Genomic DNA, 19,233 nt, shown 5'->3' with positions numbered 1-19,233 from the left:
AAGAGAAAGGCCCGACCGACGTGGTGCGGGCCGTGCAAGCACTATGGAGGTAGCGTGAACGCATTGCAAGGTATCGAAGGGCGGGTGGAGTGGGCCGAGCGCGCCGCGCCGACCTGCGGGGCTGGGCAGGTGCGCATCCGCGTGGCCGCCGCCGGACTCAACCGCGCCGACCTGCTGCAGCGCGCCGGGCTCTACCCGCCGCCGCCGGGGGCCAGCGACGTGCTCGGCCTGGAATGCGCCGGGGTGATCAGCGAAGTGGGCGCCGGCGCCACCTGGCAGGTGGGCGACCGCGTCTGCGCGCTGCTGGCCGGCGGCGGCATGGCCGAGGAAGTGGTGGTCGACGCCCGCCACGTGCTGCCGGTGCCCACCGGCCTGTCGCTGGCCGAGGCGGCGGGATTGCCGGAGGTGTACGCCACGGCCTGGCTCAACCTGTTCCAGCTGGCGGGCCTGCAGCCGGGCGAGAAGGTCCTGCTGCACGCCGGCGCCAGCGGCGTGGGCTCGGCCGCCATCCAGCTGTGCAAGGCCTTCGGCAGCCCCTGCTGGGTCAGCGTCGGCTCCGCCGACCGGCTGGCCTACTGCGAGGCCCTCGGCGCCGAGGGCGGCGTGCTGCGCGGCGAGGGCCTGGAGTCGCTGCGCGACTTCGCGCCCTTCGACGTGATCCTCGACCCGGTGGGCGCCAACTACGCGGCGCTCAACCTGCAGGTGCTGCGCCAGGACGGCCGCTGGGTGGTCATCGGCCTGATGGGCGGACGCAAGGCCGAGCTGGACCTGGCGCTGCTGCTGGGCAAGCGCATCCAGCTGACCGGCTCGACGCTGCGCAGCCGCGACGCCGACTTCAAGGCGCAATTGATCGCCGAGCTGGGCACCCGCGTCTGGCCGCTGTTCGCCAGCGGCCAGCTGCAGCCGCGGCTGGAACGCCAGTTCGCCGCCAAGGACGCCGAGCAGGCCTTCGAGGCCCTGGCCAGCAACCAGGTGCAGGGCAAGGTGGTGCTGCTGGTCGACGAGAGCCTGGCCTGACGGGCGGTTCCGCACGGTGTTTGTCCTGAATCTGTAGGAGCGGATTCATCCGCGATCCGGCCGACGGGCCGGCTCCGGCATATCGCGGACGGAGTCCGCTCCTACGACCGTGCTTTCCTGGAGGTGTAGGAGCACCTGTCTTGCGCAGAGGTGCTCTTCGTAGGATGGGTTGAGCTTGCGAAACCCATGCTGTCGTGGCGATGGGTATCGCTTCGCTCAACACCATCCTACGACGGTACTTCTGTAGGCGCGTCCTCAGCGCCAGGCGAGGATTTCCCAGCCGTGCTTTTCCGCCTCGCCGCGCAGCACCGGGTCGGGGTTGACCGTGTGCGGGTTGCCGACGCGGTGCAGCAGCGACAGGTCGTTGCGCGAGTCGGAATAGAAGTGCGCGGCGGTCAGCGGGTTTTCGTCGCCGCCCAGCCAGTCGAGCAGGCGGATGATCTTGCCGTCGCGGTAGGTCAGCACGCCCTGGGTGCGGCCGGTGTAGTGGCCATTCACTACCTCCAGGTCGATGGCCAGCACGTCCTGGATACCGATGCGCTCGGCGATCGGCTGCACCAGGTGCACGCCGGAGGCGGAGATCACCAGCGGGCTGTCGCCGGCGGCGCGGTGGCGTGCCAGGGTGCGGCAGGCGTCGTTGTAGATCAGCGGTTCGATGACGTCCTCGACGTAGGCCTCCACCTCCCGCTCCACTTCCTCGACGCTGCGCCCGGCCATGGGCTCCAGGCTGAAGGCCATGTAGGCCTCCATCGACAGTTCGCCCAGGGCATAGCGCGCCATCAGCTCGGCGTCGCGGCGGATGAAGGATTCGCCGTCGACCCAGCCCAGCTCGGCCATGCGCCGGCTCCACAGGCTGGCGCAGTCGCCGTCGATGAGGGTTTCGTCAAGGTCGAAGATCACCAGGGCCATCAGGCCACCTCCCGGATGCTTTCATGATCGATCGCCAGCGCCAGTTGGCTGCCGGCCGGATAGAGACGTTCCGCGCTGCGGTTGAGCACGTCCACCGTGAGTTCGACGCCGTTGGCCCGCACCCGGTAACGGATGACGTTGCCCAGCAGGCTGTGGGACAGCACCTGGGCGGCGATGCCGTCGCCCGCGTCCAGGCTCAGGCGCAGGGATTCCGGGCGGATCGCCACCTGCCCGGTGAAGGGCCGGCCGAGCAGGCGGCCGGCCTGCTCGGCGTCGAGCAGGTTGTAGTTGCCGATGAAGCCGGCGGCGAAGGCGTCGGCCGGCGCGGTGTAGAGGGTTTCCGCGTCGCCGCTCTGGACGATGCGCCCGGCATTCATCAGCACGATGCGGTCGGACAGCGTCAGCGCCTCCTCCTGGTCGTGGGTGACGAACACCGTGGTCAGCTGCAGCTCCTGCTGGATGCGCCGGATCTGCTCGCGCAGGTGCTTGCGGATGCGCGCATCCAGCGCCGACAGCGGCTCGTCGAGCAGCAGCAGGCGCGGGCGGGTGACCAGTGAGCGGGCCAGGGCCACGCGCTGGCACTGGCCGCCGGAGAGCTGGTGCGGGTAGCGCGCGGCGTACTGGCCCAGTTCGACCATCTCCAGCACCTCGGCCACCCGGCTGGCGGCCTCCGCGGCCGGCACCTTGTGCATGCGCAGGCCGAAGGCGACGTTCTGCTGCACGGTCATGTTGGGGAACAGCGCGTAGCTCTGGAACACCATGGCGATGCCGCGCTTCTGCGGCGGCAGCGGCACCAGGTCCTGGCCGTCGACCAGGATGCGCCCGCTGTCCACCGCGGTGAGCCCGGCGATGCAGCGCAGCAGGGTGGACTTGCCGCAGCCGCTGGGGCCGAGCAGGGTGACGAACTCGCCGCGCCGGGCGGCGAAGTCGATGTCCTGGAAGACCTGGGTGTCCCCGAAGCTCTTGTCCAGGCGTTCGACGCTGAGGAAGCTCATGTGCGGTCCTTGTTCAGGCGGTTGGCGGCCCAGGTCAGCAGCAGGATGAAGAGGAAGTAGGAGACCACCACCGCGCTGGTGTAGTGGCCGCTGCTGTTGCGCATGTTATTGAGGAAGACCTGCAGCGTCTCGTAGCGGGTGCCGACCAGCAGGTTGGCGAAGACGAACTCGCCGATGAGGAAGCTGAAGGACAGGAACAGCGCCACCATCAGGCCCTTGCGCAGGTTCGGCAGCACCACCAGCAGGGCCGCCTGCCAGGTGCTGGCGCCCAGCAACTGGGCGGCGTCCATCAGGTCGTGCAGGTTGATCGCCTGCAGGTTGTTGCCGATGGCCCGGTACATGAACGGCAGGGCGATGGTGAAGTAGCAGCCGATGAGGATCCAGGGCGTGCCGGTCAGCGCCAGGGGACCTGCGGCATACAGCTGCAGCAGGCCCACCGAGGAGACCACCGGCGGCACCGCGAAGGGCAGCAGGATGAGCACGTTCATCAGCGCGTCCAGGCGCGGGAAGTGGTAGTGCACCACGAACATCAGCGGCAGGATCAGCAGCACGCTCAGCAGCAGCGCGCCGAAGCACACCAGCAGCGACTGGCCGAAGGCGGTGAGGAAGCGCGGGTCGGTCCACAGCGCCAGGTACCACTTCAGCGTCAGGCCGTCGGGCAGCACGCTCGCCGACCACTGGGTGGCCAGGGAGTAGAGCAGGGTGGCGGCCAGCGGCAGCAGCAGGATCAGGAACAGGGCCCAGACCACCAGCCGGTGGTACAGCGGGCTAGCGTTTCTGGACATGGTAGCTCCGCCGCAGCAGCCACTGGTGGGCCAGGGTGATGACGGTCATCAGCCCGACCAGGATCATCGCCAGGGCGCTGGCCATGTTCGGGTCGAGGAAGACGTCGCCGGAGACCAGGCCGGCGATGCGGATCGGCACCACGTTGAAGTTGCCGGTGGTCAGCGAGTAGACGGTGGCGTAGGCGCCCAGGGCGTTGGCCAGGAGGATGACGAAGGTGCCCAGCAGCGCCGGCGTCAGCACCGGGATGCCGATGTGCCGCCAGAACTGCCAGTGGTTGGCGCCCAGCAGCGCCGCCGACTCGCGCCAGTCCTCGCGCAGGGCATCGAAGGCCGGGTAGAGCAGCATCACCCCCAGGGGAATCTGGAAGTAGGTGTAGAGGATGATCAGGCCGGTCTTGGAATAGAGGTTGAAGTCCTCGATCAGCCCGGCCTGCTTGAGCAGCAGGGTGATGGCGCCGTTGAAGCCGAGGATGATGATGAAGGCGAAGGCCAGCGGCACCCCGGCGAAGTTGCTGGTCATGTTGGCGAAGGCCATGACGAAGTCGCGCAGGCGGCTGTCCACCTGGCGCAGCGAATAGCTGCCGAGCACGGCGATGGCCAGGCCGATCAGGCTCGACCACAGGGAAATCTCCAGGCTGTAGCGGATCGCTTGCAGGTAGAAGGGCGAGGCGAATATCTCGGCGAAGTTGCCCAGGCCCCAGGCGTCCTCGCTGCGCAGGCTGTTGATCGCCACCCACAGCAGCGGGGCGATCTGGAAGGCGAAGAAGAACAGCGCGAAGGGCAGCAGGCAGAGCAGGGCCAGGCGCTTTCCGCGGTTCGCGCTCATGGCCGCAGCAGTCCTTGGCAGACCGGCTTGTCGTGGGGCGCGCCGAGGATTTCGCAGAGGCTGCCGCACAGCTCGACCTGGCGCGGGCGCACCTGGTCGTCGAGGCTAAAGGCCTCGCCGAAGACGAACAGCGGCACCTCGCGCTCCTCGGGGAGGATGCCGCCGTGGGTATGGTCGTCGTTCATGCCGTGGTCGGCGGTGACCATCACCTGGTAGCCGGCGGCCAGCCACTGGTGCAGGTATTCCGAGAGCAGCACGTCGGCCTGGCGCGCGGCGTTGCGGTACTGGGCACTGTTCAGGCCATGGCGGTGGCCGGCGTCGTCGATGTTCATCGGGTGCGCCAGCAGCACGTCGGGCTTGTGGCGGCGGCGCAGGTGCTCGGCGTCGGCCAGCAGGTGCGAGTCGGGGTAGTGGTCGGTCCAGTAGAAGTGGCCGAACTGGATCGGCAGCGCCGCGTCCTCGGTGTGGCGGTCGCGGGCCGCGTCGAAGGGCGAGCGGTTGTACAGCTCGCTGACCCAGTGGTAGGCCGCCGCCGCGGTGCTCAGGCCGGCGTCGCGGGCGTAGTGGAACAGGCTGCGCTCCTTCGACAGGCGCGACACCTGGTTGTGCAGGATGCCGCTGTCGATCGGCGCGACGCCGGTGAGCAGGCATTCGTAGAGCGGCCGCGACAGCGACGGCAGCTCGCACTGCAGGCGGTAGAGGCGGCCGCGGCCGGCGTTGCAGAGTGCCTGCAGGTGGCCCATGCAGTCATGGGCGACGCCGTAGTTGAGGCCGTCGAGAATGACCAGGATGACGGGACGGGACATCGTAGCTGCCTGTGTCGGGGAAACCGGAACGGGCGCCCCCGGCCATGGCCGGGGGCGGTGCCGCGTTACTGCATGTTGATGATCACGCTCTCCTGCCACATGCGCGGCAGGCGCTTGGAGGTCGCTTCCCAGGCCTGGCCGTCCTTGATCGGCTGGGCCTTGGCGTACTGCTCGTTGGGCAGCAGCTTGGCCTTGACCTCGGCCGGCAGTTGCAGGTGCTCGGCGCGGATCGGCCGGGCGTTGCCCTTGGCCAGGTTGATCTGCCCGGCGTCGCTGAAGATGTACTCGCGGGCCAGCTTGGCGGCGTTGGGGTGCTTGGCGTACTTGTTGATGATGGTGGTGTAGCCGGAGATCACCGAGCCGTCGGAGGGGATCAGCACCTCGAAGCGGCTGGGGTCGATCTGGTCGCGGTAGCTCAGGCCGTTGAAGTCCCAGACGATGCCGACTTCCACCTCGCCTTTCTCCAGGGTGTTGATCACCGGGTTGGTCAGCGACAGGCGGCCCTGCTTGGCCAACTGGGCGAAGAACTCCAGGCCCGGCTTGATGTTCTTCTCGTCGCCGCCGTTGGCGATGGCCGCGGCGAGCACGCCGTTGACCGCCTGGGCCGCGCTGCTGACGTCACCGATGGTGACCTTGTACTTGCCCTTGAGCAGATCGGCCCAACTGCGCGGCACGTCCTTGACCAGTTGCTTGTTGACGATGAAGGCGATGGTCCCGGTGTAGGCCAGGGCCCAGTGGCCGTCCTTGTCCCTGGCCCAGTCCGGGACCTGGTCCCAGGTGCTCGGCTTGTAGGGCTGGCTGACGTCCTGTTGCACGGCGATGGGGCCGAAGGCGGCGCCGACGTCGCCGATGTCGGCGCTGGCGTTCTCGCCCTCGGCCTTGAACTTGGCCAGCTCCTGGGCCGAGCTCATGTCGGTGTCCATGTGCTTGAGCCCGTACTTGCTCTCCAGGTCCTTCCAGGTGTCCTTCCAGTTCGCCCAGCTGTCGGGCATGCCCACGCTGTTCACCTGGCCTTCCTTGCGCGCGGCCTGTTCCAGCGCCTGCAGGTCGGCCTCGGCGGCCATGGCGGTCGCGCTGCCCAGGGCAATCGCGGTTCCCAGCAGTGAAGCAAGCAAGCGTTTCATTCGGTGCTCCTTCGGTCATCGGGTTTGGCAGTCGGGCCCACGCCCCGGCAAGGGCGCGGCGCGTCGCTGGTCTAGATCAGCAAGACCCAGGCCAATCTACGAAGCGGGCATGACAATTTCGTGTCCGGGCGGCGGCATGGGGGTCAGCAGGCGGCGCCCGGATACAGCCTAGACCATGCACAAGACCTTGATGCGACGGGGCTATGCCGGGCCCGGGAGCTGGCATGGGGCCTGCTTGCCATGGCATTGTCACCGGACGGTCACCGGCGATTCCTACAGTGGAAGCTGCCGCCGGTTGCGGTGAAGTGCCCCAGGTTGGGGCTGGTCTAGTCCAAAAGAGGGAAACAGCATGCGCGACGAGGCGCTACCGACGGTGACGGCGATCTGCCGGGCGCTGCTGGAACAGATCGACAGCGGCCTGCTGCCGGCCGGCGGCAAGCTGCCAGCGGAGCGGCGCCTGAGCGAGCTGTTCGACACCACGCGCATCACCCTGCGCGAGGCGCTGACGCAGCTGGAGGCCCAGGGCCTGATCTACCGCGAGGAGCGCCGCGGCTGGTTCGTCTCGCCGCCGCGGCTGCTGTACAACCCGCTGGTGCGCAGCCACTTCCACGCGATGGTCGCCGGCCAGCAGCGGGTGCCGGCCACCGAGGTGCTGTCGGCGCGCCAACTGCCGGCCAGCCCGGCGATCTGCGCGCACCTGGAGCTGCCGGCGCTGTCCAGTGTCTACCAGATCCGCCGTGCACGAAGGGTGGACGGGCGGCTGGTGCTGTACGTGGAGCACTACCTGAACCCGGCCTACTTCCCCGGCATCCTCGACAACGACCTGCGCCAGTCGCTGACCGATCTCTACGCCAGCCGCTACGACATCCGCTACGGCCGCGTGCGCTTCGACATGGTCCCCACCGCCCTGCACGGCGAAGCCGCCAGCGCCCTGCGGGTGGCCGAGGGCAGCCCGGCGCTGCGCATCACCCGCATCAACCGCGACCAGCACGGCCGGGTGATCGACTGCGACCTGGAGTTCTGGCGGCACGATGCCATTCATGTGAGCGTGGAAGTGCCGGATTGAGGGGAGGGCTCTTCGTAGGAGCGAGCTTGCTCGCGAACCTGGCTCTTCATGCGTTTGGCCGACCTTCGCCCCCTCTCCCCAGCCCTCGGCTGCGCGCCCCGCCCTGAAGGGAGAGGGAGCTTGTCCGTGCCGAGAAGAGGCCTGGTTTCAGCCGACAATCTCTGTGCTAGCCGGCTAACTCCAAACTATCCAAACACACCGAACGGTCCCCTCTCCCTTCAGGGAGAGGGTTAGGGAGAGGGGCGGACTTATCCCCGAGTGCCTAGGTCAAGGGTTCGCGAGCAAGCTCGCTCCTACAAAAATCAACGCGAACGTCAGCTCTTGCGTTCCGGATTCCACTCCGGATAGGCGGGAGCGTCCGCACCGTCAGTCAGCCAGGGACGGTCGTGGGAAGTCCAGATGTGCCGGGCCGGTCGTGCGCCCGGATCTTCGTCGAGGGTGCCCACCCGGAGGATGACGTGGGCCTGGCCGGCGCGCTCGGCGACCAGTTGGCTGCCGCAGCGCGGGCAGAAGCGCCGCAGCTTGCCGGGGGAGGATTCGTAGGCGGCGACCAGTTCTTCCCCGCGGGTCCAGCGGAAATGTTCGCGCAGGACCCCGGCGGTAGTGGCGTAGGCCGCCGCATGGGCCTTCTGGCAGGTACGGCAGTGGCAATGCGCGATCGGCATGTCCAGGCCATCGACCTCGTAGCCGATGGCTCCGCACAGGCAGCTGCCTTTCAGGCTCATGGTTTTTTCCTCAAGGCAACTCGGCGCTTCCGTAGAAGGCCCCCAGCACCTTGGCCAGGTAGCGCAGGTCGTGGCTACCGGCCAGTTCGCGGATGCTGTGCATGGCGAAGGTCGGCAGGCCGATGTCGACGGTGCGCACGCCCAGCTGGCTGGCGGTGATCGGGCCGATGGTGGAGCCGCAGCCCATGTCGCTGCGGGTCACGAAGCTCTGCACCGGCACTTCGTTTTCCAGGCACAGGTGGCGGAAGTAGCCGGCGGTCTCGCTGCTGGTGGCGTAGCGTTGGTTGCTGTTGACCTTGATCACCGGGCCGCCGTTGAGCAGCGGGCCGTGGTTGCCGTCGTGCTTGTCGGCATAGTTGGGGTGCACGCCGTGGGCGTTGTCGGCGGAGACCAGCAGCGAGCGCTGGATCACCCGCACGAAGGCGTCGCCGTCGGGCAGCAGGCGGCGCAGCACCTGCTCCAGGAAGGGGCCGTCGGCGCCGCAGGCCGAGCAGGAGCCGACTTCCTCGTGGTCGGTGCAGACCAGCACCGCGCTCTGCTCGTCGCCGCTGTCCAGCAGGGCTTCCAGGCCGGCGTAGCAGGACAGCAGGTTGTCCAGGCGGGCGCCGGCGATGAACTCGCCGCCCAGGCCCACCACCGCGGCGCGCTGGGTGTCGTAGAAGCTCAGTTCGTAGTCGAGGATGGCGTCGGCGATGATGCCGTGCTCGTTCTGCAACTGTTCGCCGAGCAGGTCGCGGAAGTCGCGGGTCTCGCCGGCGGCCAGTTGGGCGAGGATCGGCGGCAGTTCGGTCTGCGCGTTGATCGCCCAGCCCATGTTGGCCTCGCGGTTGAGGTGGATGGCCAGGTTGGGGATCACCGCGATGGGTGCGCGGAAGTCGATCAGGCGGCTTTCCACCTTGCCGGCCAGGCGGAAGGTGACGCGCCCGGCCAGGGACAGGTCGCGGTCGAACCAGGGCGCGAACAGGGCGCCGCCGTAGACCTCGACGCCCAGCTGCCAGTAGCCCTTGCGGGCCAGTTCCGGGTTCGGCTTGACGCGCAGGCAGGGGCTGTCGGTGTGTGCGCCGACCAGGCGCAGGCCGTGCTCCAGCGGGGCGTTGCGGCCGAGCTTGAAGGCGATCAGCGAGGAGTCGTTGCGCGTCACGTAGTAGCGCCCACCGGCCTCGGTGCGCCAGGCGTCGCGCTCGTCGAGGCGCTGGTAACCGGCCTCCTCGAGGCGCCGGGCGAGGCTGGCGGTGGCGTGGAAAGGCGTCGGCGAGGCCGCGAGGAAATCGATCAGGCCCTGGTTGAGATCTGCACGCATGGGAAACTCCGGACAACGATGGGCGGAAGTTTATCGCAAATGGTGGGGGCGGCGGGGCTGTGGCTATGCCGGCGGGGATTCATCGCGGACTCCGTCCGCGATTCGCGCGCAGGGCGCGCTCCTACAGGGGAATGGCGTGGGTGGGGCGGCGTAGGAGCGGATCTCATCCGCGAATCGCGCCGGATCGTCCGGCTATCGCGGACAAGGTCCGCTCCTACGGGGGACGCCATGCCTCATGGTGAGTTGTAGGAGCGCGCCCTGCCCGTGATTCGCGCGCAAGGCGCGCTCCTACAGGGGAATGGCGCAGGTGGGGTAGTGTAGGAGCGGATCTCATCCGCGAATCGCGCCGGGACGTCCGGCTATCGCGGACAAGGTCCGCTCCTACGGGGGCACCATGTCTCATGGTGAGTTGTAGGAGCGGGCCCTGCCCGCGATTTCGCGCGCAGGGCGCGCTCCTACAGGGGAATGGCGCGGGTGGGGCGGCGTAGGAGCGGATCTCATCCGCGAAACGCGCCGGGACGGCCGGCTATTGCGGACAAGGTCCGCTCCTACGGGCGCCGTGCCACCACGGCGAAAATATGCCAGTGCTTGGTACCACCGACGGCGGTATTGCCTTGCCACTCGTGTTCTTCGAAGCGCAGCGTTTCCCAGCCCTGGAAAAGGGCTTGCGCGGCTTCGCGGGTGTGGAAGCTCATGCCGTCGCGCCCCTGCCACTGGTCGCGCTCGCCGAAGAAGTGCCCGGCGAACAACCCGCCACGCTCCAGGGCAGCCTCGATGCCTTGCCACAGGCGCGGAAAATCGGCAGGCGGGCAGAAGGGCAGGGCGAAGCTGCTGTTGATCAGCTGCGCGTTGGGCAGGGCGGTGTCCTGGAAGCGTTCGCAGCGGGTTCGCAGGCGTTCGGCCTGGCCTGTGGATAAACCTTCCGTCAGGTGACGCAGGCCGGCGGAGTTGCTGTCGATCGCCAGCACCCGCCAACCCTGGCGCAGCAGCTCATGGGTATCGCGTCCCGAGCCGCAACCCAGATCCAGGGCCTGGCCGGGCACTCCGTGCCAGTGCTCCAGCGCCTGCAGCAGCGAGGGATGGGGTGGGACGCCGCGGGTTGCCTGGTGGAAGTCTTGCCGGTCCATGGCGGTTTCCGCTCAGAACGGCGCAGGCGACTCGAAGCGCAGGCGCTCGCCGCTCTGCGGGTGGGTCAGGCACAGCAGGCTGGCGTGCAGGCACAGGCGGTCGCGCAGGGCCAGGGCTTCGCCTTCGGCGTAGAGGCGGTCGCCGAGCAGCGGGTGGCCGATGGACAGCATGTGCACGCGCAGCTGGTGCGAGCGGCCGGTGATCGGCGTCAGCTCGACTCTTGCGTACTGGCCGCAGCGTTCCACCACGCGCCAGAAGGTCAGGGCGTGGCGGCCGTGCTCGTGGTCGACGATGTGCCGCGGCTTGTTCTCCGGGTCGTAGCGCAGCGGCAGTTCGATGCGCCCGCTGTCCCGTTCCGGCTCGCCCCAGCACAGGGCGGTGTAGGCCTTTTCGGTCTCGCGGTCGTGGAACTGCCGGGACAGCTCGCGGTGGCTGTCGGGGTCGCGGGCCAGCACCATCAGGCCGGAGGTTTCCCAGTCCAGGCGGTGGACGATGCGCGCCTCCGGGTAGCCGTTTTCCTGCAGGCGGGTGACCAGGCAGTCCTTGTTGTCCTCGGCGCGGCCGGGCACCGAGAGCAGCAGGGTGGGCTTGTTCACCACCAGCAGGGCGGCGTCCTGGTGGACGATCTGGATGTTCGACAGCGGCATGGGGCCTCGACAGCGGCTAGAAATGACTGCGGCGGCCGAGGCCGCCGCAGTTCACTCCGGGAACGATCAACGTTCCGGCAGAGTGATGTTGAGTTCCAGGATCGAGCAGCTGCCCTGGTTGGCCAGTTCCACCTGGACCTGTTCCTGGTCGATCGGCACGTATTTGCGGATCACTTCCAGCAGGTCTTTCTGCAGCTGCGGGAGGTAGTCCGGTTGCGAACGGTTGCCGCGCTCGTGGGCGACTATGATCTGGAGTCTTTCCTTCGCGATGGACGCGCTGTTCGGCGCTTTCCGGCTGCGAAAGAAGTCTAAAAGGCTCATTCACGTCCTCCGAACAGTCGTTGCAGGAATCCTTTCTTCTGCACATCGAGGAATCGATGTGGCATCTCTTTGCCCAGCAGGCGGTCGACCGCGTCGCTGTAAGCCTGGCCGGCGTCGCTCTGCTCGTCGAGGATGACCGGCACGCCCTGGTTCGAGGCCTTGAGCACGGCCTGCGACTCGGGGATCACGCCCAGCAGGCGGATCGCCAGGATTTCCTCGACGTCTTCCACGCCGAGCATCTCGCCCTTGGTGACGCGCTCGGGGTTGTAGCGGGTCAGCAGCAGGTGTTCCTTGATCGGCTCCTCGCCCTTCTCGGAGCGCGCCGACTTGCTGGCCAACAGGCCGAGCATGCGGTCGGAGTCGCGCACCGAGGAGACTTCCGGGTTGGTCACGACGATCGCCTCGTCGGCGAAGTACATGGCCAGGTGGGCACCCTTTTCGATGCCGGCCGGGGAGTCGCAGATGATGTATTCGAAGTTCTGCTTGAGTTCTTCCATGACCTTGCCGACGCCTTCCTGGGTCAGGGCGTCCTTGTCACGGGTCTGGCTTGCGGCCAGGACGAACAGGTTCTCGAGGCGCTTGTCCTTGATGAGGGCCTGGGTCAGCGTGGCTTCGCCGTTGATGACGTTGACGAAGTCATAAACCACGCGGCGTTCGCAGCCCATGATCAGGTCGAGGTTACGCAGGCCCACGTCGAAGTCGACGATGACGGTCTTGTGGCCGCGCAGGGCCAGGCCGGTGCCGATGGCGGCGCTGGTGGTGGTTTTACCGACGCCACCCTTACCGGAAGTGACTACGAGGATCTTGGCCAAGGTGATTCACCCCAAAGAAAAAACGAAGAGTTCTGGTCCCTGAAATTCGCGGCAGTATCCGTTAAAGGCGGGTGATGTTCAACACGTCTCCCGACAGGCTGACGTGTACCGCCTGCCCCCATTGCGGACTGCGCCTAAGGTCTTCTGCCACCTTGTAATTCCCGGCGATCGAGACCAGTTCGGCGCCCAGTTGCTGACAGAAGATTCGCGCGCTGGTGTCGCCCTTGACGCCGGCCAGGGCACGACCGCGCATCGGACCGTATACGTGGATGTTGCCGTCGGCCAGAAGTTCCGCACCGGGGCTCACGGGGGCGAGCACGATGAGGTCGCCGCCGGCGGCGTAGATCTGCACGCCGCCGCGTACCGGGGTGGTCACCAGTTTAGTCGGACGGACGGCCGGGGCGGCGGGTTCGGCAGCCTTTTCAGAGGTCTTTTCAGGGGCTTTTTCAGGCGCCTTGTCCGCCGTCTTGTCGCCGGCCTTGTCGATGGCTTTTTCGACCACCGGTTCGGCCAGCTTCTCGCTGCGCGGGCGGCGCACTATGCCTTCGTTCGCCGGGGCCGCCGCGGCGTCCCTGGGTTCCAGCGGGCGGTCGCGGGAGCCGGAGGGCGGCAGCACCGGGATGTCCAGCATGGTCGCCAGGCGCAGGTCTTCCTCGCGGTTGGCGCGGATGGCCAGGGTGCGCAGGCCGTGGCGGCGGCAGATGTCCAGCACGCCCTGCAGGTCGAGCTGGCCCTCGCCGCCGGGCAGCTTGTCCAGGGCCAGCACCAGCGGGGTGTCGCGGAAGAAGTTGGGAGCCTGGGCGACCTTGTCGGCGAGCTGACGGTCCAGGCGCGACAGGTCGTTGTGCGCCAGTTCCAGCACGGTGACGGCGAGCATGCTGCCCTTGAGCTGGAAAACGGGATCTTGGTCGAGGAGGTCGGCTTGGCTCATGGTCGCACTGCATCGCTAAATGGCCTCGACTTATAGCGAACCCTCCCGGCAGCCGCAAGCCTGGCGCGGGGCCAGGTGCGATAGTGGCACCGCAGCGGCGGCGCAAAGGCGACGCTCGCGGTAGAATGCCGCCTTTGCCCGTCATTCCCGGAATCGTTCATGGACCGTCCCAGCTTTCGTGCCGCCTTCCTCCATCCGCGCTACTGGCCGCTGTGGCTGGGCCTGGGCGCGCTGTGGCTGGTGGTGCAGCTGCCCTATCCGGCGCTGCTGGCGCTGGGGCGCGGCCTGGGCGTGCTGATGTACCGCGTGGTCGGCAGCCGCCGGGCGATCGCCGCGCGCAACCTGGAGCTGTGCTTCCCCGAGCTGTCCGCCGCCGAGCGCACCCGGCTGCTCAAGGCCAACTTCGCCTCCACCGGCATCGCCTTCTTCGAAATGGCCATGAGCTGGTGGTGGCCCCGGGCGCGGCTGGCGAAGCTCGCCCATATAGAAGGTCTGGAGCACCTGCGCCAGGCCCAGGCCGAAGGCAAGGGCGTGATCCTCATGGCCATGCACTTCACCACCCTGGAGATTGGCGCGGCGCTGCTGGGCCAGGTGCAGACCATCGATGGCATGTACCGCGAGCACGACAACCCGGTGTTCGACTACGTGCAGCGCCGCGGCCGCGAGCGGCACAACCTGGACGCTAGCGCCATCGAGCGCGAGGACGTGCGCGCCATGCTCAAGGTGCTGCGCGCCGGGCGCGCCATCTGGTACGCCCCGGACCAGGACTACGGCGCCAAGCAGAGCCTGTTCGTGCCGCTGTTCGGCATCCAGGCCGCCACCGTCACCGCCACCACCAAGTTCGCCCGCCTGGGCCGTGCGCAGGTCATGCCCTTCACCCAGACGCGCCTGGCCGACGGCTCCGGCTACCGCCTGGTGGTGCACCCGCCGCTGCAGGACTTCCCCGGCGAGAGCGAGGAGGCCGACTGCCTGCGCATCAACCAGTGGGTGGAAGCCGAGATCCGCCAGCAGCCCGAGCAGTACCTCTGGGCCCATCGCCGCTTCAAGAGCCGCCCGGAAGGCGCGCCGAAGCTCTACGACAAGCGCTGAATGCGGCGGCGGGCTTTACCGCGGCGAGCGGCGCTGCATACTCAAATGCAGGACGCATCCAGGACTCCGGTCGTGACTGAATCTGCCGTTCCCCCATCCCCCCAGGCCGTCACCGGCCTCATCCTCTCCGGCGGCGGCGCCCGCGCCGCCTACCAGGTGGGCGTGCTGGCGGCCATCGCCGAGCTGCTGCCGGAGGGCGCGGCCAATCCCTTCCCGGTCATCGTCGGCACCTCGGCCGGCGCCATCAACGCGGTTGGCCTGGCCTGCGGCGCGCTGTCCTTCCGCGAGGCCATCCACAGCCTGACGCGGGTGTGGAAGGGCTTCCACACCGGCCAGGTGTACCGCGCCGACTTCACCGGGGTGCTCGGCCAGGCCCTGCGCTTCCTCGGCCACAGCCTGCTGGGCCTGGGCCGGCGGCGGCCGGTGGCGCTGCTCGACAGCACGCCGCTGCGCCACCTGCTGGCCCGCGAGATGGACTTTTCCGGCATCAGCGCCGCCCTGCAGCAACGCAAGCTGCGCGCGGTGGCGGTGACCGCCTTCGGCTACGACTCCGGGCAGGCGGTGACCTTCTACCAGGGCCGCGCCACCATCGAGCCCTGGCTGCGCCACCGGCGCATCGGCGTGCCGACGCGGCTGCACCTGGAGCACCTGCTGGCCAGCTCGGCGATCCCGCTGCTGTTCGCCCCGGTGCGCATCAAGCGCGAGTTTTACGGTGACGGCGCGGTCCGCCAGCAGGCGCCGATCAGCCCGGCGCTGCACCTGGGCGCCAACCGCGTGCTGGTGATCGGCGTCAGCGGCAACCCGACGAACAACGGGCCTGACGAGGGCGCCGCCGACCTGGCCAGCGGGCGGCCGCCGACCCTGGCACAGATGGGCATCCACCTGCTCAACAGCACCTTCATCGATAGCCTGGAAGGGGATATCGAGGTGCTGCAGCGCGTCAATTACCTGGGCTCGCTGGTGCCCCAGGAGCGCCGCTGCCACGAGGCCGGGCTGCGCGAGGTGGAAGTGCTGCTGGTGTCGCCATCGCGACCGCTGGACGAGATCGCGGCCAAGCACCGCAAGGAACTGCCCTGGGCGGTGCGCCTGTTCCTGCGCGGCCCGGGCGCGACTCGGGCGAGCGGGGCGGGGGTGTTGAGCTACCTGCTGTTCGAGCGCGGCTATTGCCACGAGCTGATCCGCCTGGGCTACAAGGATGCGATGGACAAGCGTGCGGAGCTGGTGCGCTTTCTCGGGCTGGAGGAGCATTGTCTGTAGGGGAGGGGCGTGGAGAGGATCTCGGACGGAGCCCGCTCCTACGCTTCAGGCAAACACGTAACTGCCTTGCAGGCCGCACCGGAGCGCTCTTCGTAGGAGCGAGCTTGCTCGCGAACCGCATGGCACGGCGTTTGTTCGCGAGCAAGCTCGCTCCTACGAAAAGCCATGCTCGCCTGCAACGTAGGAGCGGACCTTGTCCGCGATAGCCGGAACCACCGGCGCGGTTCGCGGATGAGATCCGCTCCTACGCTGCCCCACCCACGCCGTAACCATGTAGGAGATCCATCCGCGACCCCGGCGGTTCAGACCGCCAGCACGCCATCCCGGTAATCGCGCAGGGCCTGTTCGATCTCTTCGCGGCTGTTCATCACGAAGGGCCCGTATTGCACGATCGGCTCGTTCAGCGGCTTGCCGGCCAGCAGCAGGACTCGCGCGCCCGTGTCGCTGTGCAGTTTCACCGCGTCGCCTTCGCCCAGGCGCGCCAGGCGGTTGGTGCCGACTTCGCCGCCGCGCTCGGCCTGCACCTGCAGGCTGCCTTCGTAGACGTACAGCAGCGCGCGGTGGCTGGCCGGCAGGTTGAGGCCGATGTCGGCGCCGGCCGGCAGCTTCAGGTCGTAGTAGTGCGGTTCGGTGTCCGGGCGCTGCACGGCGCCGTCGAGCTGCACCTGGCCGTCGTTGAAGCGCCCGGCGATCACGGTCACTTCCACGCCGTTGGCGGTGGTGGTGCGCGGTACGTCTTGCGGCTCGATGTCGCGGTAGCCGGCCGGGCCGAGCTTGCTCTTGCCGGGCAGGTTCAGCCACAGCTGGAAGCCGCGCATGGCGCCTTGCTCCTGCTCGGGCATCTCGCTGTGGATGATGCCGTGGGCGGCGGTCATCCACTGCACGCCGCCGGGCTTGAGCAGGCCTTCGTTGCCCAGGTGGTCGCGGTGGCGCATGCGTCCTTCGAGCATGTAGGTCACGGTCTCGAAGCCGCGGTGCGGGTGGTCGGGGAAGCCGCCGATGTAGTCGTCGGGGTTCTGCGTGTCGAACTGGTCGAGCATCAGGAAGGGATCGAAGCGTTCGATGCCCGGGCCGCCGATCACGCGGGTCAGGCGCACGCCGGCGCCGTCGGAGGCGGGGCGGCCGATGTGCAGGTCGATCAGGTTGCGCAACTGGGTCATGGGGGACCTCCTCGTTCAGGCATGGAGGCCATGGTAGTCGCGCTGATTGAATGAATGGTTGCGAGTTTTGCGGGCCGAATATCGAATTTGTCGATATTCGGCCCGCCCCACTCATTCGCCGATCTGCAGCTTGCGCGCCTCGGTATAGAAGTAGCGAAGCTTCTCGTACTCGAAGGGCGTGTTCATCTGCCCGTAGCGGAAGCTGTTGCTGTAGCGCCGGTCGATGACCTCCAGGGTGGGGATTTCCCAGTAGTCGCCGCTGGCGCTGGCCACGCCCAGGTAGTCCACCTGCTGGCCGGCGACGAAGTCGGTGACCAGCCCGCCGGTGTCGCGCAGGTTGGACGGGCCGAGGATCGGCAGCATCAGGTAGGGGCCGGCGGGCACGCCGTAGAAGCCGAGGGTCTGGCCGAAGTCCTCGGGCTGCCGCGGCAGGCCCATGCGGGTGGCCGGGTCCCACAGGCCGAGCACGCCGAAGGTGGTGTTGAACAGCAGCCGCGCGGTGGTGTTCATGGCCCGCTTGCCCTTGAACTGCAGCAGGCTGTTGAGCAGGCTCGGCACCTCGGCGATGTTGCTGAAGAAGTTGCTCACGCCGCTGCGCACGAAGCGCGGGGTGACGTACTCGTAGCCGTGCACCACGGGCAGGAACACCCACTCGTCGAAGCGGTAGTTGAAGTGGTAGACGCGGCGGTTCCACGACTCCCAGGGGTCGTAGACGTTGAGCGCGCTCAGGGTGGCGCGCTCGAACTCGCGCTGGTCCAGGCCGGGGTTGAACTTGAGCGCGTCCAGCGGGTGCTTGAAGCCGTCGGCGTCGGGCGCCAGCTGCACCTGCTTGGCGGCTGAGGGCGGCACGGCGGGCGCCGGGCCGAGGTCGGAGGCATTGTCGGCGTGGGCCAGCGCGCTGCCCAGCAGCAGGGCCAGCAGCCAGGGGGATCGGCGGGTCATCTAGCGCTTTCCTGTGTCGGCGGCGGCCTGCAGCGTGGCGTCCTGGCCGCGGAAGAAGTCCAGCATGTCCTGGGCGTTGACCCGGTAGTTGAGGTTGCCGCAATGGCCGCCCAGCGGGTACAGCGTCAGCCGGTCGCCGAAGGTGCGGCGCAGGAAGCCGATGTCGCCGGGGCCGAGGATGACGTCGTCGGCGTTGTGCATCACGGCGATCTTCGGCGTCTCGTGCAGGTACTGCTGCAGGGCGTACAGGCTGGTCTGCTGGATCAGCTGCGGCAGGCTGCCGCCGCCATGGCGCTTGCGCCACATGGGGATCAGCTGCTCGACCATGTAGCAGTCGAAGTCGCATTGCAGCGCGCGCTTGAAGAAGGGTTCCAGGCTGGTGCCCTCGTTGATCGGGTAGTGCGGCGGGGTGACCAGCCCGCGCTGGTTGATCAGGTCCGAGGTGAAGGCGATGTCGGCGGAGGAGAAGCGGAAGGTCGTGCCGATCAGCATGGCCATCTCTTCGTTGGTCAGGTGCTGCCTGGAGTGCTGGAAGTCATAGAGGAAGGCATCGTTGAGGTCGATGTAGCCCTTCTGCTGGAAGTAGCGCGTCAGCTTGCCGAGCACCAGCTGGTAGTAGGTCCTGGAGTCGGTGATGCCCTTGACCTGGGTCTGCACCAGGCGGTCGAGGTTGCTCACCGAGGTGTAGAGGTTCACCGGCGGGTTGAGCAGCAGCACGCGCTTGAAGTTGAAGCTGCGGCGGGTTTCGTCGAGGTGGCTGACGAAGGCCGCGTGCAGCGCGCCGAGGCTGTAGCCGGTGAGGTAGTAGCCGGTGATCGGCAGGCTCGGGTGCTGGGCGCGCACCGCCTGCATCACCCGGTACAGGTCGTCGGCGTCGTCGGGGCTGTAGCCGGGGGTGGCGCGCATCGAGGCGCCGGCCATGAAGTCCCAGCTGGTCGGCGAGGAAATCTGCACCACGTGGTAGCCGGCGCCGTAGAACAGGCGCTTGAGGTATTCCGGGGTGCTGCTGAGGTAGCTGGCGCCGGTGCCGGCGATGATGAACACCAGCGGCGCCGGGTGGTCCTGGCGGGCCAGGCGGTAGTGCAGCTTCTTCACCGACCAGAAGTTGTCCGGCAACTGGAACTCGCGTTCCGGGCGCAGCTTCAGGGCGTAGTCGTGCTGGTCGATGTCGGCGTCGTCCGGCAGCTGCGGGCGCAGCTCCGCCGGGGTGGTGGCGATGGTCGCTTCGAAGGGGTTGCCCAGGGGGTAGCCGTAGCTGGCCGGGTCGACATCCCTGGCGAGCGCCGGACCTGCGAAGCCCATGACGAGGCTGCCGAGCAGGGCAGCCACGCGCGTAAGCAGAGGCATGGGGTGGATTCCTTTCAGTAGGACGCGAAATGCAGTGAAACCGAGC

General features: G+C 68.0%; 20 protein-coding genes. 4 read left to right on the top strand and 16 right to left on the bottom strand.

The window, feature by feature from the left end:
- Window positions 1-54: 54 nt before the first annotated feature.
- Window positions 55-1,017: an NAD(P)H-quinone oxidoreductase gene (locus M8R19_RS07070; RefSeq protein ID WP_043315619.1), complete on the top strand. Its 963-nt coding sequence runs from the start codon at window positions 55-57 to the stop codon at window positions 1,015-1,017.
- 255 nt (window positions 1,018-1,272) lie between these two features.
- Here M8R19_RS07070 and M8R19_RS07065 read toward each other — a convergent pair whose 3' ends face one another.
- The 6 genes from M8R19_RS07065 to M8R19_RS07040 form a co-directional block, all read right to left on the bottom strand.
- Window positions 1,273-1,926 (bottom strand): HAD family hydrolase, encoded by a 654-nt coding sequence (locus M8R19_RS07065; protein WP_249917417.1) that lies wholly within the window; start codon window positions 1,924-1,926, stop codon window positions 1,273-1,275.
- Window positions 1,926-2,921 (bottom strand): ABC transporter ATP-binding protein, encoded by a 996-nt coding sequence (locus M8R19_RS07060; RefSeq protein ID WP_043271062.1) that lies wholly within the window; start codon window positions 2,919-2,921, stop codon window positions 1,926-1,928. The genes M8R19_RS07065 and M8R19_RS07060 overlap by 1 nt, the downstream gene beginning before the upstream one ends.
- Window positions 2,918-3,706 (bottom strand): ABC transporter permease, encoded by a 789-nt coding sequence (locus M8R19_RS07055; RefSeq protein ID WP_116423112.1) that lies wholly within the window; start codon window positions 3,704-3,706, stop codon window positions 2,918-2,920. Before M8R19_RS07055 ends, M8R19_RS07060 begins: the two co-directional genes overlap by 4 nt.
- Window positions 3,690-4,532: an ABC transporter permease gene (locus tag M8R19_RS07050; RefSeq protein ID WP_064583916.1), complete on the bottom strand. Its 843-nt coding sequence runs from the start codon at window positions 4,530-4,532 to the stop codon at window positions 3,690-3,692. The genes M8R19_RS07055 and M8R19_RS07050 overlap by 17 nt, the downstream gene beginning before the upstream one ends.
- Window positions 4,529-5,338, bottom strand: coding sequence for an alkaline phosphatase family protein (locus tag M8R19_RS07045; protein ID WP_043315626.1), 810 nt, complete (start codon window positions 5,336-5,338; stop codon window positions 4,529-4,531). Before M8R19_RS07045 ends, M8R19_RS07050 begins: the two co-directional genes overlap by 4 nt.
- A 65-nt stretch (window positions 5,339-5,403) precedes the next feature.
- Window positions 5,404-6,462 (bottom strand): ABC transporter substrate-binding protein, encoded by a 1,059-nt coding sequence (locus M8R19_RS07040; RefSeq protein ID WP_249917416.1) that lies wholly within the window; start codon window positions 6,460-6,462, stop codon window positions 5,404-5,406.
- Window positions 6,463-6,811: 349 nt separating this feature from the next.
- On the opposite strand from M8R19_RS07040, the gene M8R19_RS07035 reads away from it, so the two are divergent.
- On the top strand, window positions 6,812-7,528 hold the full coding sequence (locus tag M8R19_RS07035; protein ID WP_043271054.1) for a UTRA domain-containing protein: 717 nt from the start codon (window positions 6,812-6,814) through the stop codon (window positions 7,526-7,528).
- Window positions 7,529-7,842: 314 nt separating this feature from the next.
- Here M8R19_RS07035 and M8R19_RS07030 read toward each other — a convergent pair whose 3' ends face one another.
- The 7 genes from M8R19_RS07030 to minC form a co-directional block, all read right to left on the bottom strand.
- On the bottom strand, window positions 7,843-8,253 hold the full coding sequence (locus M8R19_RS07030) for a GFA family protein (RefSeq protein ID WP_249917415.1): 411 nt from the start codon (window positions 8,251-8,253) through the stop codon (window positions 7,843-7,845).
- Between the two features lie 10 nt (window positions 8,254-8,263).
- Entirely contained in the window at window positions 8,264-9,553 is a 1,290-nt protein-coding gene (locus tag M8R19_RS07025) for a M18 family aminopeptidase (RefSeq protein WP_074981587.1), read from the bottom strand.
- A gap of 548 nt (window positions 9,554-10,101) precedes the next feature.
- On the bottom strand, window positions 10,102-10,680 hold the full coding sequence (locus M8R19_RS07020; protein WP_249917414.1) for a class I SAM-dependent methyltransferase: 579 nt from the start codon (window positions 10,678-10,680) through the stop codon (window positions 10,102-10,104).
- A gap of 12 nt (window positions 10,681-10,692) precedes the next feature.
- The gene (locus M8R19_RS07015; RefSeq protein WP_249917413.1) at window positions 10,693-11,328 is read right to left on the bottom strand and encodes an RluA family pseudouridine synthase; all 636 of its coding nucleotides are present in this window, start codon (window positions 11,326-11,328) and stop codon (window positions 10,693-10,695) included.
- Between the two features lie 66 nt (window positions 11,329-11,394).
- Complete coding sequence (gene minE / locus M8R19_RS07010) at window positions 11,395-11,649, bottom strand: cell division topological specificity factor MinE (RefSeq protein WP_009620516.1); 255 nt, start codon at window positions 11,647-11,649, stop codon at window positions 11,395-11,397.
- A complete protein-coding gene (gene minD, locus M8R19_RS07005) occupies window positions 11,646-12,461 on the bottom strand; it encodes a septum site-determining protein MinD (protein ID WP_009620514.1) in 816 nt (271 codons plus the stop codon). The genes minE and minD overlap by 4 nt, the downstream gene beginning before the upstream one ends.
- A gap of 61 nt (window positions 12,462-12,522) precedes the next feature.
- Window positions 12,523-13,392 (bottom strand): septum site-determining protein MinC, encoded by an 870-nt coding sequence (gene minC, locus M8R19_RS07000; protein WP_249917412.1) that lies wholly within the window; start codon window positions 13,390-13,392, stop codon window positions 12,523-12,525.
- 159 nt (window positions 13,393-13,551) lie between these two features.
- On the opposite strand from minC, the gene M8R19_RS06995 reads away from it, so the two are divergent.
- Together M8R19_RS06995 and M8R19_RS06990 are read left to right on the top strand one after the other, a co-directional pair.
- The gene (locus M8R19_RS06995; protein ID WP_249917411.1) at window positions 13,552-14,481 is read left to right on the top strand and encodes a lipid A biosynthesis lauroyl acyltransferase; all 930 of its coding nucleotides are present in this window, start codon (window positions 13,552-13,554) and stop codon (window positions 14,479-14,481) included.
- Between the two features lie 72 nt (window positions 14,482-14,553).
- On the top strand, window positions 14,554-15,738 hold the full coding sequence (locus M8R19_RS06990) for a patatin-like phospholipase family protein (RefSeq protein ID WP_249917410.1): 1,185 nt from the start codon (window positions 14,554-14,556) through the stop codon (window positions 15,736-15,738).
- A gap of 302 nt (window positions 15,739-16,040) precedes the next feature.
- On the opposite strand, the gene M8R19_RS06985 is transcribed toward M8R19_RS06990, so the two are convergent.
- The 3 genes from M8R19_RS06985 to mlaY all read right to left on the bottom strand — a co-directional run bounded on the left by M8R19_RS06985 (window position 16,041) and on the right by mlaY (window position 19,187).
- Window positions 16,041-16,898: a pirin family protein gene (locus M8R19_RS06985; RefSeq protein WP_074981596.1), complete on the bottom strand. Its 858-nt coding sequence runs from the start codon at window positions 16,896-16,898 to the stop codon at window positions 16,041-16,043.
- A gap of 111 nt (window positions 16,899-17,009) precedes the next feature.
- Window positions 17,010-17,840, bottom strand: a complete 831-nt coding sequence (locus M8R19_RS06980) for an MlaA family lipoprotein (protein WP_249917409.1) — start codon at window positions 17,838-17,840, stop codon at window positions 17,010-17,012.
- Window positions 17,841-19,187 carry a lipid asymmetry maintenance lipase MlaY gene (gene mlaY, locus M8R19_RS06975; protein WP_249917408.1) on the bottom strand — a complete coding sequence of 449 codons (1,347 nt, stop codon included), beginning with the start codon at window positions 19,185-19,187 and terminating at the stop codon, window positions 17,841-17,843.
- Window positions 19,188-19,233 lie beyond the last annotated feature (46 nt).

This window comes from Pseudomonas sp. R3.Fl, from assembly GCF_023516765.1.
GTDB classification, from domain to species: Bacteria; Pseudomonadota; Gammaproteobacteria; order Pseudomonadales; family Pseudomonadaceae; genus Pseudomonas; species Pseudomonas citronellolis.
The sequence above is the reverse complement of the archived record's forward strand: the minus strand, read 5'-3'. Positions and strand labels throughout refer to the sequence as shown.

Bases quoted from the DNA above. Each gene is read 5' to 3' on its own strand.
- M8R19_RS07050 (WP_064583916.1), bottom strand. From the start codon at position 4,532: ATGAGCGCGAACCGCGGAAAGCGCCTGGCCCTGCTCTGCCTGCTGCCC.
- M8R19_RS07035 (WP_043271054.1), top strand. From the start codon at position 6,812: ATGCGCGACGAGGCGCTACCGACGGTGACGGCGATCTGCCGGGCGCTG.
- M8R19_RS06980 (WP_249917409.1), bottom strand. From the start codon at position 17,840: ATGACCCGCCGATCCCCCTGGCTGCTGGCCCTGCTGCTGGGCAGCGCG.
- M8R19_RS06985 (WP_074981596.1), bottom strand. From the start codon at position 16,898: ATGACCCAGTTGCGCAACCTGATCGACCTGCACATCGGCCGCCCCGCC.
- M8R19_RS07045 (WP_043315626.1), bottom strand. From the start codon at position 5,338: ATGTCCCGTCCCGTCATCCTGGTCATTCTCGACGGCCTCAACTACGGC.
- M8R19_RS07040 (WP_249917416.1), bottom strand. From the start codon at position 6,462: ATGAAACGCTTGCTTGCTTCACTGCTGGGAACCGCGATTGCCCTGGGC.
- M8R19_RS07015 (WP_249917413.1), bottom strand. From the start codon at position 11,328: ATGCCGCTGTCGAACATCCAGATCGTCCACCAGGACGCCGCCCTGCTG.
- M8R19_RS07030 (WP_249917415.1), bottom strand. From the start codon at position 8,253: ATGAGCCTGAAAGGCAGCTGCCTGTGCGGAGCCATCGGCTACGAGGTC.
- mlaY (WP_249917408.1), bottom strand. From the start codon at position 19,187: ATGCCTCTGCTTACGCGCGTGGCTGCCCTGCTCGGCAGCCTCGTCATG.
- M8R19_RS06995 (WP_249917411.1), top strand. From the start codon at position 13,552: ATGGACCGTCCCAGCTTTCGTGCCGCCTTCCTCCATCCGCGCTACTGG.
- M8R19_RS07060 (WP_043271062.1), bottom strand. From the start codon at position 2,921: ATGAGCTTCCTCAGCGTCGAACGCCTGGACAAGAGCTTCGGGGACACC.
- M8R19_RS07065 (WP_249917417.1), bottom strand. From the start codon at position 1,926: ATGGCCCTGGTGATCTTCGACCTTGACGAAACCCTCATCGACGGCGAC.
- M8R19_RS07055 (WP_116423112.1), bottom strand. From the start codon at position 3,706: ATGTCCAGAAACGCTAGCCCGCTGTACCACCGGCTGGTGGTCTGGGCC.
- M8R19_RS07020 (WP_249917414.1), bottom strand. From the start codon at position 10,680: ATGGACCGGCAAGACTTCCACCAGGCAACCCGCGGCGTCCCACCCCAT.
- minE (WP_009620516.1), bottom strand. From the start codon at position 11,649: ATGAGCCTTTTAGACTTCTTTCGCAGCCGGAAAGCGCCGAACAGCGCG.
- M8R19_RS07025 (WP_074981587.1), bottom strand. From the start codon at position 9,553: ATGCGTGCAGATCTCAACCAGGGCCTGATCGATTTCCTCGCGGCCTCG.
- minC (WP_249917412.1), bottom strand. From the start codon at position 13,392: ATGAGCCAAGCCGACCTCCTCGACCAAGATCCCGTTTTCCAGCTCAAG.